General features: G+C 67.3%; 18 protein-coding genes. 9 read left to right on the forward strand and 9 right to left on the reverse strand.

Annotated features, from left to right (window positions below; translation table 11 throughout):
- Positions 1-16: 16 nt before the first annotated feature.
- Both FZ938_RS06065 and FZ938_RS06070 read right to left on the reverse strand, forming a co-directional pair.
- Positions 17-772 carry a ComF family protein gene (locus FZ938_RS06065; protein ID WP_149197737.1) on the reverse strand — a complete coding sequence of 252 codons (756 nt, stop codon included), beginning with the start codon at positions 770-772 and terminating at the stop codon, positions 17-19.
- Positions 773-786: 14 nt separating this feature from the next.
- Complete coding sequence (locus tag FZ938_RS06070; RefSeq protein ID WP_149197738.1) at positions 787-1,053, reverse strand: flagellar biosynthetic protein FliQ; 267 nt, start codon at positions 1,051-1,053, stop codon at positions 787-789.
- A 107-nt stretch (positions 1,054-1,160) separates the two neighbouring features.
- Between FZ938_RS06070 and FZ938_RS06075 the strand changes: the two genes are divergently transcribed.
- The gene (locus FZ938_RS06075) at positions 1,161-2,060 is read left to right on the forward strand and encodes a methyltransferase domain-containing protein (protein WP_149197739.1); all 900 of its coding nucleotides are present in this window, start codon (positions 1,161-1,163) and stop codon (positions 2,058-2,060) included.
- Positions 2,061-2,082: 22 nt separating this feature from the next.
- Here the strand turns inward: FZ938_RS06075 and FZ938_RS06080 are convergent, their stop codons facing one another.
- The 3 genes from FZ938_RS06080 to FZ938_RS06090 all read right to left on the reverse strand — a co-directional run bounded on the left by FZ938_RS06080 (position 2,083) and on the right by FZ938_RS06090 (position 5,300).
- Positions 2,083-2,853: a sulfite exporter TauE/SafE family protein gene (locus FZ938_RS06080; protein WP_149197740.1), complete on the reverse strand. Its 771-nt coding sequence runs from the start codon at positions 2,851-2,853 to the stop codon at positions 2,083-2,085.
- 166 nt (positions 2,854-3,019) lie between these two features.
- On the reverse strand, positions 3,020-3,940 hold the full coding sequence (locus tag FZ938_RS06085) for a replication protein RepA (protein ID WP_085090460.1): 921 nt from the start codon (positions 3,938-3,940) through the stop codon (positions 3,020-3,022).
- Positions 3,941-4,460: 520 nt separating this feature from the next.
- The gene (locus tag FZ938_RS06090) at positions 4,461-5,300 is read right to left on the reverse strand and encodes a universal stress protein (protein WP_149197741.1); all 840 of its coding nucleotides are present in this window, start codon (positions 5,298-5,300) and stop codon (positions 4,461-4,463) included.
- 508 nt (positions 5,301-5,808) lie between these two features.
- On the opposite strand from FZ938_RS06090, the gene FZ938_RS06095 reads away from it, so the two are divergent.
- A complete protein-coding gene (locus FZ938_RS06095; RefSeq protein ID WP_149197742.1) occupies positions 5,809-7,554 on the forward strand; it encodes a putative bifunctional diguanylate cyclase/phosphodiesterase in 1,746 nt (581 codons plus the stop codon).
- A gap of 32 nt (positions 7,555-7,586) precedes the next feature.
- On the opposite strand, the gene FZ938_RS06100 is transcribed toward FZ938_RS06095, so the two are convergent.
- The 4 genes from FZ938_RS06100 to FZ938_RS06115 form a co-directional block, all read right to left on the reverse strand.
- Positions 7,587-8,054, reverse strand: a complete 468-nt coding sequence (locus FZ938_RS06100; RefSeq protein WP_149197743.1) for a protease complex subunit PrcB family protein — start codon at positions 8,052-8,054, stop codon at positions 7,587-7,589.
- A gap of 7 nt (positions 8,055-8,061) precedes the next feature.
- Entirely contained in the window at positions 8,062-9,243 is a 1,182-nt protein-coding gene (locus FZ938_RS06105; RefSeq protein ID WP_149197744.1) for a M20 aminoacylase family protein, read from the reverse strand.
- 186 nt (positions 9,244-9,429) lie between these two features.
- The gene (locus FZ938_RS06110) at positions 9,430-9,726 is read right to left on the reverse strand and encodes a DUF1272 domain-containing protein (protein WP_149197745.1); all 297 of its coding nucleotides are present in this window, start codon (positions 9,724-9,726) and stop codon (positions 9,430-9,432) included.
- A 139-nt stretch (positions 9,727-9,865) separates the two neighbouring features.
- Complete coding sequence (locus tag FZ938_RS06115) at positions 9,866-10,240, reverse strand: response regulator (RefSeq protein ID WP_085090454.1); 375 nt, start codon at positions 10,238-10,240, stop codon at positions 9,866-9,868.
- A 262-nt stretch (positions 10,241-10,502) separates the two neighbouring features.
- Between FZ938_RS06115 and FZ938_RS06120 the strand changes: the two genes are divergently transcribed.
- The 7 genes from FZ938_RS06120 (at position 10,503) to sdhA (ending at position 16,457) form a co-directional block, all read left to right on the forward strand.
- Positions 10,503-11,069: an invasion associated locus B family protein gene (locus tag FZ938_RS06120; RefSeq protein WP_149197746.1), complete on the forward strand. Its 567-nt coding sequence runs from the start codon at positions 10,503-10,505 to the stop codon at positions 11,067-11,069.
- A 78-nt stretch (positions 11,070-11,147) separates the two neighbouring features.
- Positions 11,148-12,317, forward strand: a complete 1,170-nt coding sequence (gene rlmN, locus FZ938_RS06125) for a dual-specificity RNA methyltransferase RlmN (protein ID WP_149197747.1) — start codon at positions 11,148-11,150, stop codon at positions 12,315-12,317.
- A 37-nt stretch (positions 12,318-12,354) separates the two neighbouring features.
- Positions 12,355-13,242, forward strand: a complete 888-nt coding sequence (locus tag FZ938_RS06130; protein ID WP_246457846.1) for a methyltransferase domain-containing protein — start codon at positions 12,355-12,357, stop codon at positions 13,240-13,242.
- A gap of 87 nt (positions 13,243-13,329) precedes the next feature.
- Complete coding sequence (locus FZ938_RS06135) at positions 13,330-13,593, forward strand: hypothetical protein (RefSeq protein ID WP_014248979.1); 264 nt, start codon at positions 13,330-13,332, stop codon at positions 13,591-13,593.
- Positions 13,594-13,870: 277 nt separating this feature from the next.
- The gene (gene sdhC / locus FZ938_RS06140) at positions 13,871-14,260 is read left to right on the forward strand and encodes a succinate dehydrogenase, cytochrome b556 subunit (RefSeq protein WP_098738833.1); all 390 of its coding nucleotides are present in this window, start codon (positions 13,871-13,873) and stop codon (positions 14,258-14,260) included.
- Between the two features lie 11 nt (positions 14,261-14,271).
- Complete coding sequence (gene sdhD, locus FZ938_RS06145; RefSeq protein WP_149197749.1) at positions 14,272-14,667, forward strand: succinate dehydrogenase, hydrophobic membrane anchor protein; 396 nt, start codon at positions 14,272-14,274, stop codon at positions 14,665-14,667.
- A gap of 5 nt (positions 14,668-14,672) precedes the next feature.
- Positions 14,673-16,457, forward strand: a complete 1,785-nt coding sequence (sdhA, locus tag FZ938_RS06150) for a succinate dehydrogenase flavoprotein subunit (RefSeq protein ID WP_149197750.1) — start codon at positions 14,673-14,675, stop codon at positions 16,455-16,457.
- Positions 16,458-16,466: the final 9 nt, after the last annotated feature.

Here is a 16,466-nt window from a genome sequence, read left to right on the forward strand (position 1 = left end):
TGCCCCTTTTCAAGCGTCAGCGATGCACCACGCGCGCCAGCGTCAGCACGTCGACCCGGGCCGCCCCGGCGCGCAGCAGGACCCGCGCGCATTCCGCCAGCGTCGCCCCGGTGGTCATCACGTCGTCGACGATCACCAGCCGCTGACCAGTCACCGACTGTCCCGGCCGCAGGCGGAAGGCGCCCTTGACGTTGCGATGGCGCCCCTGGCGGTCCAGCCCGCCCTGGGTCGGAGTGGATCGGCGGCGTTGCAGCAGGTCGGGAGTGGCGGGAACGCCGCAGTGGCGCGACAGCGCCTGCGCCAGCAGCGCCGCCTGGTTGTAGCGGCGATGGAACAGGCGGGCGCGGTGCAGCGGCACCGGCAGCAGCCGGTCGGCATCCTCCAGCAACTCCCGACCGGCGCGGGCAAGCCAGACGCCGTAGGCCTTGGCGGCATGGATGCGGTCGCCATGCTTGAAGCCCAGCACCAGCGGGCGGCTGCCGTCGTCATAGGCCAGGACCGCTCGGGCGCGGGCGAAGGGGGGCGGGGAGGCCATGCAGGCGCCGCACAGCGTGCCCTCCTGCGCCTCGTATTCGAAGGGGAGTCCGCAGCAGGCGCACAGCGGCGGGGCGATGAAGCTCAGCTTGACCCAGCAGGCGGCGCACAGGCCGCCCTGACGGTCCACCGCCTCGCCGCAGCTGAGGCAGCGCGGCGGCAGCAGGGCGTCGAGCAGCAGGGTCGCCGCGCCGGCCGCTGTGCGGCCCAGTCCGGACAGGATCGCGGATGGCTGCATCGCTGTCGCCCCGGTCACTGCAGCATGGCGATGCGTTCGAATATCACGCCGGTGTAGTCGCGCAGCGCCAGATAGATCGCCGGGCCGGTGACGAACAGGATCACCAGCGTCGCGAAGAATTTCACATCCTGCTGCAGCGACGACTCGTTGATGTTGGTGGCACTCTGGAACAGCATCAGCCCGGCCGACAGCAGGGCGGTGATGCCCAGCGGCGGCAGCGAAATCTTCAGGATGACCATCAGCGCTTCGTGGCTGACGGCGATTGCTTCGTCGATGCCCATTCCAATGCCTGTGCGTGGGGTGGCGTGGCGAAGGTGAATTGAAGAAGGTATCTGGGCTGCGAGTGTAGCACGGTTGTCGTGCCGGCGGGCTGGGGTATAGTGCGGCCATGACAAGCCCCGACAGCATGACCGTCTTCGACCGCGCGCTGGTCCGCCGCCGCCGCGACCGCGCCGTCGCCGAATTCACCGATCACGCCTTCCTGTTCGAGGAGATCGCCGACCGCCTGGCCGACCGGCTGGAGGACGTGATCCGTCCCTTCCCGCTGGCGCTCGACGTCGGCTGCCACGACGGGGCGATGGGGCGCATCCTGAAAGGCCGCAAGGGGATCGAACGGCTGGTCGCCTGCGACCTGTCGCCGGACTTCGCGCGCGCCGCCGGCGGTCCGGGCAACCCCACCGTCGCGGCTGACGAGGAGTTCCTGCCCTTCGCCCCCGGCAGTTTCGATCTGGTGGTCAGCAATCTCAGCCTGCACTGGGTCAACGACCTGCCGGGTGCCCTGGTGCAGATCCGGCAGGCGCTGAAGCCGGATGGGTTCTTCTGCGCGTCGATGCTCGGCGGCCAGACGCTGGCCGAACTGCGCCGCTGCCTCTTCGAGGCGGAGATGGAGGTGTCGGGCGGCGTCTCCCCCCGCGTGTCGCCCTTCGCCGAGATCAAGGATGCCGGCGGGTTGCTGCAACGCGCCGGTTTCGCCCTGCCGGTGGTCGACAGCGACGTCATCACCGTCACCTATTCCGACGCCTTTGCCCTGATGCGCGAGCTGCGCGGCATGGGCGAGACCAACGCCGTGCTGGCGCGTCGCAAGGTTCCGGCAACCCGGTCCATGCTGTTCGACGCGGCCCAGCGCTATGCCCGGCTTTACGCCGAGCCGGACGGGCGGATTCCAGTGACCTTCGAGGTGCTCTATCTCGCCGGCTGGTCGCCGCATGAAAGCCAGCAGCAGCCGCTGAAGCCCGGCAGCGGACAGATCCCGCTGGGCGACGCGCTGAAGGGCAAGGGCCTGCATTGAGCCAGGAGGCTGGGGCCGGGGCTTACGCAACCAGCTTCCACGCCATCCAACCTAGAACCCCGGCGTTCACCAGCATGATCGCCGGGGCGACGCGGGCGACGGCGGTCCGCCAAGTGCGGCCGGCGATGTGGCCGGCCAGACCGACCGCCAGCAGGCTCGGCACCGTGCCGAGTGCGAAGGCGGCCATGCCGAGCGCGCCGGTCAGCGCGCTGCCGCTCGCCGCCGCCACCGCGATGGCGCCATAGAGCATCCCGCAGGGAATGAAGCCCAGCGCCACCCCCAGCCCATAGCCGCGCCAGCCGGTCGGGTTGCCGAACAGCGGCCGGGCAAGCCGGGACACCCGGTCGCCCCACCAGCGCTGCAGCCCGTTGCCGCCCAAGGACGGCATTCTGGGCAGCCAGGACAGGACGTTGCGCACGGCATAGCCGAGGAAGAACAGCGCCGCCAGCGCCAGCAGCGCCACCGACAGCCAGCGCAGGCCGGGCAGCGCCCCGACATGGCCGGCGACCGAGGCCGACAGCGCGCCGATCAGCGCATAGGTCGTCGCCCGGCCGGCATGGTAGGGCAGCACCGCCGCTCCGGTCAGGCGCCGGAACTCCGACATCGCCGACAGCGGCACCCGCTCCAGCCGGGCCGAGACCTGGGCCAGCACGAAGGGACCGCACATGCCGGTGCAATGGGTGGTGCCGCCGACCAGCCCGGCGGTCAGCAGGGCAAGCAACAGCCCGCCGTCGCGGTCGATGACCACGGCGCACTGGTTCAGTCCGGCGTCCAGCAGCGACAGCGCGTCCAAGGCAAGGCCTCTCCGGTTCGGGAACTTGGCGGCGATCATAGGGGGAGGGGGAGGGCGGCCCAATGACGTGCGTCAATGGTGGAGGCGCGCTTTCGGGGGTGTGGGGGAAAGCGACCGGGGATGGCTCCACCCCATTTTCCGTGTCGGTCGCTTAACCCCACACCCCTCACGCCAGCAGGCGGGCGATGGGCGGGCGGCTGGGGTGGAGGACGACGCCGTCGTCGGCCGGTTCGACCTTCGCATCCGGATAGGCGGCCAGCGCATATTGCAGGGCCTGGACGAAGCGCGGCTTGAAATGCTTCATCTGGTCGTAGCCGGCGCCGAACTGGGCATAGAGCGACGGCCAGGAGATCGGTTGCGGCCGGCTCAGCGAATGCAGACGGTAGGCCAGCCAGACATAGAGATCGAGGCTGAGCGAACGGTCCTTCAACTGCCGCACCGCCTCCTCCAGCAACGGCACCGGGTGGTCGCGCAGGGCCTGGAAGAAGGTCTCGTCCAACTGCACCACGTCGTTCCACAACGTGCCCTGGCGGTCGTCGCCGAGATCGTCGTGGAAGATCAGGCCGCGCTTGACGATGCCGCCCTTCTCGAACACGTCGGCGTCCTCGCCGTCCCAGAAGAACTTCAAGGTGCAGGCGGAAATGCGCAGCGACTGCTCGCGGAAGCCGCGGAAGGTCTCGCCGCCGACGCTGATCCCCATCCGGGTCAGCCAGTCGCGCATGGAGCGGCCCAGTTCAACCTCGCGGCGGCCGGTGCGCACCGCCTGGGTCTGCAGATAGATCAGGATCATGCGCGCCCGCGCGCCATAGGGCACGCCGAACAGCTTCATCTTGCCGTTCACCTTCAACCGGCCCGGTTCGACCAGCAGCGTCACCTGATGGCCGCGCTTTTCCCAGGGCACGTCGTCGGCCAGCTTCTTGTGCGGCAGGCTGGTCAGGCAGAAGCCGCTGTAGGTGATGCCGAGATGCTGGTTCTCGTCCGCCAGGATGTCGGCGGCGATGTCCACCAGCGTCCGCTCCTCCGGCCGGACCAGGGCGCGCGCCTTGTCCCGGCCATGTTCGATCACCAGCCTGTGTATGTCGCCCATGGCAGCCTCACCCGGATGTTGTGGCATCCTGGTGAGCGGCGGGCGGTGGAGTCAACGTGGGGTTAGGCGACCGTGCTAGTTGACGGTTAGTTGTTAGACTTATTAGTTGAGTCGCCGCTTATCCCCATGGGGAAAGCCCGAGTCGCGCCGCTTTTCCCCACTATTCCGACGCTTTTCCCCACGGGGGACGGGGTGGAAAAAGGGTGCCGGTCGCTTTTCCCCACGGCCCGCAAGCGGCGACTCGCGGTGGTTGCGGAGGGACTCGGGGGCAGCGGGGCGGTCGCTTAACCCCACGGGTGGGCGAATGGTTGGAGTGTTGGCTTCGAATGCCCCCACCCCAACCCTCCCCCGCTGGGCGGGGGAGGGGGACTGGAGCTTTGTTGACGTTCGGCGGCAGTCCCTCCCCCGCCCAGCTCTCGCACAAAGCTTTGCTTTGTGCTGACGCGGCAGGCGGACCGTAGGTCCGCTGAGAGCGGGGGAGGTTAGGTGGGGGCATCGAAGCTGACACTCCACCACCCGCTCAATGGCTCATCAGCACCGGAACGGTCATGTGCCGCAGCATGAAGCGGGTCATGCCGCCCAGCACCAGTTCACGGAAGCGGGAGCGGCCATAGGCGCCCATCACCAGCAGGTCGCAGCTTTCGTCGGCGGCCATGTTCAGCAGGGTGTCGCCGGGCTCCACCACGTCGGTGGCGACATGGGTGGCTTCCACGCGGCAGCCGTGGCGGGACAGGTGGCGGGCGATGTCGGCGCAAGGCTCGTCGCCCAGACCGTCCAGGCCGGGCTTCGGATTGGCGGCCATCACCACCACGCGCTTGGCGGTGGTCAGCAGGGGCAGGGCGTCGCCGACGGCGCGCGCCGCCTCGCGGCTGCCGTTCCAGCCGACCAGAACCCGCTCGCCGATGGTGGCGAAGCGGCCGGCATAGGGGACGACCAGAAGCGGCCGGCCGCATTCGAACAGAAGGTCGGCCGGCTGGGCGACGGGCTGGTCGCGGTCGCGCTCCGGATCGGGCTGGCCCACCACGATCAGGTCGGCATAACGGCCGCGCACCGCGGCGGTGATGGTCGGATCGCCTTCCTGCGCCAGCCATTCGGAGCGGTCGGTCAGGCCATGGAGGCGCATGGCGTCGTCGAAGACCGCCGCCATACGGTCCGTCTGGTCCTTGAGGCTCTGCCGGCGGCTTTCGCGCAGCTCCTGCGGGATTTCGGCTTCGATATAGCCGGGGAACACCATGTCGGTGAAGGCATAGAGCGCGGTCAGATGCGCATCGCACCGGGTCGCAAGCCGCGCCGCAAGGTCGAGACGTGCCGCGGACGCGGGCGTATCATCGACGACGACCAGGAAGTCCTTGAGAGCCATGGCGTAATTCCTGCCCAAATTGTGATCGTTGCCGTTATCGTCGGGGGGTGTACGACCATGCGGTGCCGATCGGGGCGACATCCCCAGCCGCGTTGGCCCCACTTGTATTGGCAGTATAAATCCGACCGGCCCAGCCGCCGCCTTTCCTTTCCAGGGCACAGCCATGTTCTCGCCGCGTTCCTGCACCGCACAAAAACGACCAGCGGTCGGACTTCCGGTCAAGGATGCAATCTCAGGCCGCAAGAGGTGTGACAAAGAACGGAGATAATTTCATCGTTCTTTCTCCACGGAACAGAAAACCCGGATTGTGTGCTGTGTTTCGCTGCAACCTCGGCTTGAATGAATACTATGATATGCCCATGATCATGCCCATGTGTCTCCGTTGCATCGCCTGTAGAAATGTCCAAGCTCTGTTGCACTATGGCAGCTTTGGTTTTGACGCGTGGGTGATACTTCGCGTAAGTGTTGGGTATCGATTTCCTGATGAGTACCCCGCTCTATCCTCGCCATGAGTCCAGATCCCCGAATCTCCGCGCTGGCCGACGCTTTATCGGGTGCCGCTTCCGGTGCGCCGGGGCTTGACGCCCTGCGTCAGATTCTCGACGCCATGACGGTGAAGGTCGCGTTGATGGACCCGCGGCGGCGGCACATCTACGCCAACCGCGCCTATCTGGAGATGATGGGGACGACGCTGGACAAGGCGGTCGGCGGCACCATCGGCGAACTTCTGGGGCAGGATCTCCTGCGCAACACGCAGGGTGCCGCCGAACGTGCGCTGGCGGGCGAGACGGTGCAGACCGAAGGCTGGATCACCCAGGCGGACGGCCAGCAGCGCTACGTGATGCGGCTGCACGCGCCGCACCGGGCCGAAGACGGCACCATCACCGGCTATTTCGTGATCCTGCAGGACATGACCGAGCGCCGGCAGGTGCAGGACGACCTGTTCCGCCTCGCCTACTACGACCCTGTGACCGGGCTCGCCAACCGCCTGATGCTGCTGAAGCACATGGCGGACTATCGCAATATGGGCGAGCCCTTCACGCTCGTCATCCTGGACATCGACCGCTTCGCCGAAATCCGCAGCAGCATGGGGCAGGGCTTCGCCAACGAGCTGCTGGACGGTCTGGCGCAGCGGATGGCGGCGCAGGCCGCCGCCTTCGACCTGATCGCGCGCGTCAGCGACCATGCCTTCGCCATGCTGGCGGGCGGCGTCTGCGACCGGCCGGCGCTGGAAAGCGCCGTCGAGGATCTGGCGGCGGTGGTGCGCTCCGCCCGCTCCAGCTCCGGCGGCACCGTGTTCCTGTCCGCCAGTATCGGCGTCGCCGTCTCGATGCCGACGCACGAGCGCCCCGACGACGTGCTGCGCGATGCCGAGATCGCCACCGCCCGCGCGCGCGAACAGGGTGGCGGCCGGCAGGCCTGGTTCGATCCGGCGATGCATTCCCATGTGGTCGAGCAGGTGCGCCTGGAACACGATCTGCGCGGTGCGCTGGACAGCGGCAGCGACCTGTGGGTCGCCTACCAGCCGATCGTGGAGATGGTGACCGGCGGTCTTGCGGGGTTCGAGGCGCTGATGCGCTGGACCCATCCCGAACGCGGCAACATTCCCCCCGGCATCTTCATCCCGATCGCCGAGAGCACCGGTCTGGTTGTATCGCTCGGCACCTGGGTCCTGCGGCAGGCCTGCCAGCAGATCGCGGACTGGCAGGACCGCCGCGAACCCGGTTCCGCCCCGCTGTTCATGAGCGTCAACCTGTCCAGCCACCAGCTGTCCGACCCCAACTTCGTCCAGGTCGTGCGCGAGGTTCTGCGCGAAACCGGGGTGGAGCCGTCCTGGATCAAGCTGGAGCTGACGGAAAGCGCCGTGATGGACAAGGCGGAACAGTCGATCCGCCTGCTGCGCGACCTGCGGGCGCTGGGCATCAAGCTGTCGATCGACGATTTCGGCACCGGCTATTCGTCGCTGTCCTACCTGCACAAGCTGCCGATCGACAGCCTGAAGGTCGACCGTTCCTTTGTCTCGGCCATGCACCAGTCGGAGGAAAACCGCGCCATCGTCCGCATCATCATGGACCTGGCGCGCCTGCTGGGGTTCGACGTGATCGCCGAGGGCATCGAGACCAGCGCCGACGCCAACCTGCTGCGCGCACTGGCCTGCGACTACGGCCAGGGCTACCACTTCGCCCGCCCGCTGCCGCCGGAAGAGGCGGGGAAGCTGGTCGGCGGGGAATTGCCGTGGCAGATGCCGCGGTGAAGGCGGCGGCCTGACGCCGCCGCCCCTCGGGCTCACTTCCCCCGGACGAACTTCGGCGTACCCGCCGCGCTGGGCAGCAGGCGGATGGCGTAGGGGCTGGTGCGCATCTGCGCCACCGCCTGGGCCGGGCCCGGCACGCTCTCGTGATAGCCGACGATCAGGTCGGCGCCCTTCTGCTGCACGCTGTCGATGGCGACGCCATAGCCGGCCGTATCGCGCGGCCCCAGGAAGACCGCCACCGCCATCCGGCCGCCGGGCAGAGAGGACGGGGCCGGCTCGCCGACCCGCGCCCACAGAGCCGACCATTCGCCGGCCTCGCGGGCGACGACATAGGCGCGTTCGGCGGCGCTGCTGTGGTCGCCTTGCCACCCTGTCCCGGCCTCCGCCTGGGTCGGCAGCAGATTGCCGTCGGCACGGTCGTTGCCGCCCTGGCAGGCAGCCAGAAGCAGCGCGGGCGTGAACAGCAGCGGGATCAGGCGGAGACGGAACGGCATCTTCATGGGACGGTCAGGCGCTCCGCGGCAGGATCGTCTCGACCAGCGACGCCCAATAGCTGGCGCCGGTGGTCAGGATCGCGTCGTTGAAGTCGTAATGCGGGTTGTGCAGGCGGCAGGACGGCCCGCGATGGCCGCCGTGGCCGAGCCAGATGTAGGCGCCCGGCCGCTCCTTCAGCATATAGCCGAAATCCTCCGCCGCCATGGTCGGGTCGGGGGCCCAGACCACATTCTCCTCGCCCACCACCTTGGCTGCTGCTGCGGCGGCGATGCGCGCCTCCGGCTCGCTGTTCACCGTGGCGGGATAGCCGGGACGGAAACGCAGTTCGGCCTTGGCGCCAAGCCCCTCGGCGATGCTGGAGACAAGACGGGCGAACTGCTCCTGGATGCGGCGGTGGTTCTCTTCCGTGAAGGTGCGCATGGTGCCGAGCATCCGCGCGCTGTCGGGGATGACGTTGGCCGCGGTCCCGGCCTCCACCACCGTGATCGACACCACGGCACTGTCGGCCGGGTTGGTGCCGCGGCTGACCAGGCTCTGCGCCGCGGTGATGATGTGCGCCGACACCAGCACCGGGTCGATGCCGCGGTGGGGCATGGCGGCATGGGCGCCATGGCCGGTCACATGGATTTCGAACTGGTTGGCAGCCGCCATCACCGGGCCGGGATGAACGGCGATCTGGCCGGCCGGCAGTTCCGGCCAATTGTGCAGGCCATAGACCTGCTCGCAGTCGAACTGCCGGAAAAGCCCGTCGTCGATCATCCGCTTCGCACCGCCCAGCCCTTCCTCGGCCGGCTGGAAGATGAAGTGGACGGTGCCGTCGAAGTTGCGCGTCTCCGCCAGATAACGGGCGGCGCCAAGCAGCATCGTCGTGTGGCCGTCATGGCCGCAGGCGTGCATCTTGCCGGCATGGCGCGAGGCATGGTCGAATTCGTTGGCTTCCGGCATCGGCAGCGCGTCCATGTCGGCGCGCAGGCCGATCGTCCGGCCGCTGCCGGTGCCGAGTCCCTCCAGGGTGCCGACCACCCCGGTCCCGCCCAGGCCGCGATGCACCGTGATGCCGAATTCCGCCAGCTTCGCGGCGACGATGTCGGAGGTGCGTTCCTCCTCGAACCCCAGTTCCGGGTGGGCATGGATATCGCGCCGCCACGCGGTCATGTCGTCCTGGAAGGCGGCGATGCGGTTGTTGATCGGCATGTCTCTAACGTCTGGTTGGAATGGCTGGATGGCGTTCGGGGGAACCGGCGGGAGAAGGTGGGCAGGCAAGGAAGATGGGCGTTCGGCCGGAACCGGCCAGATCGGCGCGGGTTCCCGGATCTGGCGGCGCCAGTCTGGCCGATTTGTGTGGCGAACGCCAGCGACAGCAAAGAGCAATTCCGGGACTTAAAATGGTGCGGCGCCGCCGTCGGGGAACGTCGTGGCTCCGCCGTCGCGGAACAGCCCGGCGCAGCCGTCGGGCTTTACGATCCGGATGGTCGACGGCGGGTTGGCCGCCAGCTTCGACGCCGGGCGGATCGGCCGCCGCACCAGCTCGCCCCCGCAGTTCGGGCAGCGTTCCCCCGGCAGCCGGGCGCGGCAGTCGGCGCAGAAGGTACATTCGAAGGAGCAGATATAGGCGTCCGGCGCCTCGGGCGGCAGGTCGCGGTCGCAGCATTCGCAGTTGGGGCGCAGGTCGAGCATGGCGTCGTCTCCGGTTCAGGGATGCGCCATGGAGGATAGCGGGACTTTCGGCGGCCGGTGAGTGGCGTGAATGCCGACAGGCGTGAAGATCTTGCCAAAGCGGTGCGCTCTCGTCGGCAGAGGCCGCCGCTACGGTGGTTCAGCCCGCGACGAGCGCCGCCAGGACTTCGGACGCCAGCAGGCTGGGGTTGACCGGCTTGGCGATGACGCGGGTCACGCCCAGCTTGGCGAAGGCGGCTGAGGTCAGCTGGGACGGCACCTTGTCGTCGATGGCCGACAGGATGACCACCGGCATCTCCGGACGCAGCGAGCGGGCGGCCTTGATCACCTCGAATCCATCATGATCCGGCATGATGATGTCGGTCAGGACAAGGTCGAATTTCTGAACATACAGGATGCCGATGGCCTCCGTGGCGCCGGCGCACAGGGTCAGCTCATGCCCTTCGCGCGTCAGGATCGCACGGATCAGGTTGCGCGTGACCGGATCGTCGTCAACCACAAGCAGCTTGGCCATACCAGTTCCCGTCGCCCAGTTCCAGTCATTTGGATGCCGCGCGCAGATATAGCCTGAACTTCGGCATAAGCCAGAGGTCCTAGTCAATAGTACGGGAGCCATTCCGCGTGTCAAAATGTCACGTGGCGCCCAGTTCCCGTCATCTGGATGCCGCGCTGTGAGAAACAGGCCGGTTCCGGTCCGCCGGCCTTGGAATGGGTTGTCCGTTTGGGGTAGTGTCCGCCCGCACCCCACGGACCAACAACGAGCAGACGCAAGACCGATGTTGCTTCCCAACGCCGTCCGCCGAATTGCCGGGGCCGCCTTTGCCGGTTCTGTCCTGTCCACCGTTTTCGCCGCCGGGCTTCTCTCGGCCGGCTTGACCGCCGCGCCGGCCGCCGCGGCCGACCCGCGCCATCTCGGCACCTTCAAGGACTGGAACGCTTTCGTGTTCGAGGAGAAGGGGCAGAAGGTCTGCTACATCTCCAGCCAGCCCAAGAAGACGGAACCGAAGGCGAAGCGCGGCGACATCTATACGCTGGTCACCCACCGCCCGGCTGAAAAGGCCCTGGACGTCGTCAGCGTCATCGTCGGCTATCCGTTCAAGAAGGGCAGCGAGGCCGAGGTCATCATCGACGGCAAGGACTTCAAGCTCTTCACCGACGGCGAAACCGGCTGGGCCCGCGATGCCGACGGCGACCGCGCCGTGACCACGGCGTTGCGCAACGGCAAGCAGATGGTGGTGAAGGGCGTGTCCGGCCGTGGCACCAAGACGACCGACACCTACAGCCTGGCCGGCGTCGGGCAGGCCTATGACGCCATCAACGAGGCCTGCGGCGTGAAGCGCTGATCGCCGCAGCGATCTACTCGGTCTTTTTCCCCTCGAGTCTTTTGACTCCGCGCGCTCATGGCCCTATGTAGTGGGGCCATGAGCGCCTCCAATCATGCCTCCGCCTTCGTTCCGCCGGCGACCGATGCCGACGGACGCAAGAACCTTGTCGGCCTGTCCCGCGAAGAGCTGGAAGCCGAGATGCTGGCCGTCGGCCTGGAAAAGTTCCGGGCGCGCCAGCTCTGGCACTGGATCTACCACCGCGGCTCCACCGATTTCGCCGAGATGACCACGCTGGCCAAGCCGGTGCGGGAAAAGCTGGCCGACCTCTACATCGTGGCGCGGCCGACGGTGGTGAAGGATCTGAAGTCGGCGGACGGCACCCGCAAGTGGCTGTTGCGCATGCCCGACGGGCAGGAGGTGGAGAGCGTCCACATCCCCGAGGAGGACCGCGGCACGCTCTGCGTCTCCTCGCAGGTTGGCTGCACGCTGACCTGCCGCTTCTGCCACACCGGCACCCAGCGTCTGGTGCGCAACCTGGATTCGGCGGAAATCGTGGCGCAGGTCATGCTGGCGCGCGACATGCTGGGCGAATGGCCGGCGCCGCCCGACGGGCGCATGCTGTCGAACATCGTCATGATGGGCATGGGCGAACCGCTGTTCAATTACGACAACGTCGCCAAGGCGCTGAAGATCGTGATGGACGGCGACGGCATCTCGATCTCCAAGCGGCGCATCACCCTGTCGACCTCCGGCGTCGTGCCGATGATGGAGCGCTGCGGCGAGGAGTTGAACGTCAACCTCGCGGTCAGCCTGCACGCGGTGACCGACGAGCTGCGCGACATCATCATGCCCATCAACCGCAAATATCCTCTGCGGGATCTGATGGAGGCCTGCCGCAATTACCCCGGCCTGTCCAACGCCCGGCGCATCACCTTCGAATATGTGATGCTGAAGGGGATCAACGACACGCCGGCCGATGCGCGGGCGCTGGTGAAGCTGCTGGAAGGCATCCCGGCCAAGATCAACCTGATCCCCTTCAACGAATGGCCGGGCGCTCCCTACGAGCGGTCGACCGCGCGGGCGATCCAGGTCTTCGGCGACATCGTCAACAACGCCGGCTACGCCAGCCCCGTCCGCACCCCGCGCGGCGAGGACATCATGGCCGCCTGCGGCCAGTTGAAGAGCGCCAGCCTGCGCCTGACCGCCGCCGAACGCGCCGCCATCGCCAACGTCATCGCGGAGAAGGACGCGGCGCTGGCGTCGTGAGGGCGGCTTGCGGGACGCCGGGAAAGGGCGCTTGACCATGGTCACGGACGGCGACGCAGGGGGGATCGGACAAGGCATCCGGGCACCGGTGCCTTGCCGGCTGTGCGGGGCCGACAGCACGCCGATGTTCGAATTGCGTCTGATGGGGCGTCATCAGGCCGGTTTCTTCCAATGCACCGGCTGCGGATCGATGCAGACGGAACAGCCCTATTGGCTGGCCGAGGCCTATGCCGACCCCCGTCCGCTGACCGATGTCGGCATCGTCGCCCGCAACATGGATCTGTCGATGCGGGTGGACCTGATCCTGTCGATGCTCGGTGTCGGCGCTGACGCCCTCTGCCTCGACTGGGCCGGCGGCAACGGGCTGTTCGCCAGGATGATGCGGGACCGCGGCTGGAACGTCTTCCTGCACGAGCCCTACACGCCCAATTTCTACGTACCGTTCCATTCCGCCGAATTGGCCGGGCTGGAGCGGGCGGACGTCGTCACCGCCTTCGAGGTGCTGGAGCATCTTCCCGAACCGGCGCGCGATACCGAGGCGTTGTTCGCCTTCGATCCGGACATCCTGATCGTGACGACCGAACTCTACGCCGGGCAGGACCGAAGCTGGTATTATTTCGGCGAGGACAACGGCCAGCACGTGTTCTTCTACACCCGCAAGGCGCTGGAACTGATCGCCCGCCGTCATGGACGCGGCCTGATAACCGCCGGATCGATGCATTTCCTGCTGCGCGCCAGGCCGCTGCGCTGTGCCTATGGCATGGCCGAGATCCGCGCGCTGGCCGACCTGCTCGGGGATCCGGATCGCTTTCATGCCAGAGCGATGGAGCGGATGTCGGACCATATGCGCCATCCCTTCCGCCACGCCCTGCACGATCATCAGGAGATCCTCGGCAGGCTTCAGGCGGGAGAGAAACCGGCCTGACCGGCGCCACGACCGGATTGCACCATGCCCGCCGCCTATGACAGGGTGTCGGCACTTTCGCCAAACAGACCCGGTTCCAGCATCGGCATGCCCGCCCCCATCGAGGACATCATCGCCAAGGCGATCAAGGACGCCGACAAGTCCTTCTTCAACGAGGATTACGCCAAGCAGGCGAAGGCCGTGACCGCCGCGCTGAAGAAGGCGGGGTACGAGGTGGCGCCGGTGAAGCCGCCGCCCGGTCTGGTCGAATGGGCCAAGGACAACATTCCGTTCGGCCGTCTTAGGCCCGCGGAACTGATTACGCAGATGTACTCGATGATGGTCGAGAACGTGCGCCGCTTCGACAAGTAGCGGGGAGCCAGGCGCGGCGGTCCCGGACTGGCCTCTTTCGCTGGTAATACCACGGAACCCGAAGGCCGTTTCTTTTCAGCCACTTCCCGCGCTGCGCCAAAATCGTCACACCAGCACTTTCGGCCACCCCCCGCCGTTGACTCGGCTGCTGCGGGAGCGTAATTCATTGCGCCAACCAATAGGACGGGACAGCCGTCTTAAAAAGGGCACGCACCACCCAGCCGCCGCGGCAATCGTCATGTTGCGCCGCGTCCGGCCGCGAACAGAGGACGACGCAATGGCAAACGGCAGCGGTCGGCCGCTCTCCCCGCACCTTCAAGTCTACAAACTCCCGTTGACCGCAGTCATGTCCATCACGCACCGCATCACGGGCGTCGGGCTGGCTGTCGGCACGCTCCTGCTGGTCTGGTGGCTGGTCGCCGCCGCCGCCGGTCCGGAGGCGTTCGCACGCGCGCAGGGCTTCATCGGGTCGTTCTTCGGCCTGCTGCTGATGTTCGGCTGGTCGGCGGCGCTGTACTACCACCTGTGCAACGGCATCCGCCATCTGGTCTGGGACGCCGGCAAGTCGTTCGAGCTGACCGATGCCGACCGCAACAACAAGGTGGTCCTCGGCGCGACGGCGGTGCTGACCGTGCTGACCTGGATCGTCGGCTTGGCCGTGTGGTGAGGAGATAAGACATGGCGTCCAATAGCAAGACCCTCCGTTCGCCGCTTCAGGTCGCGCGCGGTCTGGGTTCCGCCAAGCATGGCACCGAACATTGGTGGTCGCAGCGTCTGACCGCGATCGCCCTGGTCCCGCTGACCGTCTGGTTCGTCTTCGGCGTCATCGGACATCTCGGTGCCGATCACGCCGGGTTCATCGCCTGGATGAAGTCGCCCTTCTCGGCCGTCATGATGGTCCTCACCGCCGTGGTCGTCTTCCACCACGCCCAGTCCGGGCTGCAGGTGGTCATCGAGGACTACGTGCATGTGGAATGGCAGAAGATGGCGCTGATCATCGGCGTCAAGTTCCTGTCCTTCGCCCTGGCGGCGGCCTGCGTGCTGGCCGTCGTGAAGATCTTCATCGGAGCCTGACGACCATGGCGACCGCCTACAACATCATCGACCACAACTATGACGTCGTCGTCGTCGGCGCCGGCGGCGCCGGTCTGCGCGCCACCTTCGGCATGGCCGAAAAGGGCCTGAAGACCGCCTGCATCACCAAGGTGTTCCCGACCCGCTCCCACACCGTGGCGGCGCAGGGCGGCATCTCGGCCGCGCTCGGCAACATGGGCGAGGACGACTGGCGCTACCACATGTACGACACCGTCAAGGGGTCGGACTGGCTGGGCGACCAGGACGCCATCGAGTACATGTGCCGCGAGGCCATCCCGGCGATCATCGAGCTGGAGCACTACGGCGTGCCCTTCTCGCGCACGCCGGAAGGCAAGATCTACCAGCGCGCCTTCGGCGGCATGACCGCGCAGTACGGCAAGACCCAGGCCTACCGGACCTGCGCCGCCGCCGACCGCACCGGCCACGCCATCCTGCACACCCTCTACCAACAGTCGCTGAAGCATGAGGCGGAGTTCTTCGTCGAATACTTCGCGCTCGACCTCATCATGGAGGACGGCGTCTGCAAGGGCGTGCTGGCCTGGAACCTGGACGACGGCACGCTGCACCGCTTCCGCGGCCAGATGGTCGTACTGGCGACCGGCGGCTACGGCCGCGCCTACTTCTCGGCGACTTCGGCCCACACCTGCACCGGCGACGGTGGTGGCATGATCCTGCGCGCCGGCCTGCCCCTGCAGGACATGGAGTTCGTGCAGTTCCACCCGACCGGCATCTACGGCTCCGGCTGCCTCATCACCGAGGGCGTGCGCGGCGAGGGCGGATACCTGACCAACTCCAACGGCGAGCGCTTCATGGAGCGCTATGCCCCGTCGGCCAAGGATCTGGCGTCGCGCGACGTCGTGTCCCGTTCGATGACCATCGAGATCCGCGAAGGCCGCGGCGTGGGCGAGCACAAGGACCACATCCATCTGCACCTTGAGCACCTGCCGCCGGAGATCATCCACCAGCGCCTGCCCGGCATCGCCGAGACGGCCAAGATCTTCGCCGGCGTGGACGTGACCAAGGAGCCGATCCCGGTTCTGCCGACCGTCCACTACAACATGGGCGGCATCCCGACCAACGTTCACTGCGAGGTTCTGTCGCCGACGGCTTCGAACCCCGATCAGGTGGTGCCGGGCCTGATGGCGATCGGCGAGGCGGCCTGCGTGTCGGTCCACGGCGCCAACCGCCTGGGCTCCAACTCGCTGCTCGATCTGGTGGTGTTCGGCCGCGCGGCCGCCATCCGCGCCGCCGAGGTCGTCAAGCCGGGCAAGGCCACCTCGGTCAAGGCCGACAGCTGCGACAAGGCGCTGGAGCGGTTCGACCGCATCCGCAACGCCAAGGGCACGATCAAGTCGGCCGACCTGCGGCTGGAAATGCAGCGGACGATGCAGAACAACTGCGCCGTCTTCCGCACCGGCGAGGTCCTGGACGAGGGCGTGAAGAAGATCGACGCCGTCTATGCCAAGAAGGGCGAGATGGCGATCTCCGACCGTACGCTGGTCTGGAACTCCGATCTGGTCGAGGCGCTGGAACTGGACAATCTGCTGGGCCAGGCGGTCGCCACCCTGCATTCCGCCCAGAACCGTCCGGAAAGCCGCGGCGCGCATGCCCGCGAGGACTATCCGAACCGCGACGACGAAGGCTGGATGAAGCACACCGTCATCTGGGTCGCGGACAACGGCGAGACGAAGATCGATTACCGCCCGGTCCACATGTACACCCTGACCGACGAGGTCGAGGTCTTCCCGCCCAAGGCCCGCGTGTACTAAGGCCCGCCG

Source organism: Azospirillum oryzae (assembly GCF_008364795.1).
Classification (GTDB): Bacteria; Pseudomonadota; Alphaproteobacteria; order Azospirillales; family Azospirillaceae; genus Azospirillum; species Azospirillum oryzae.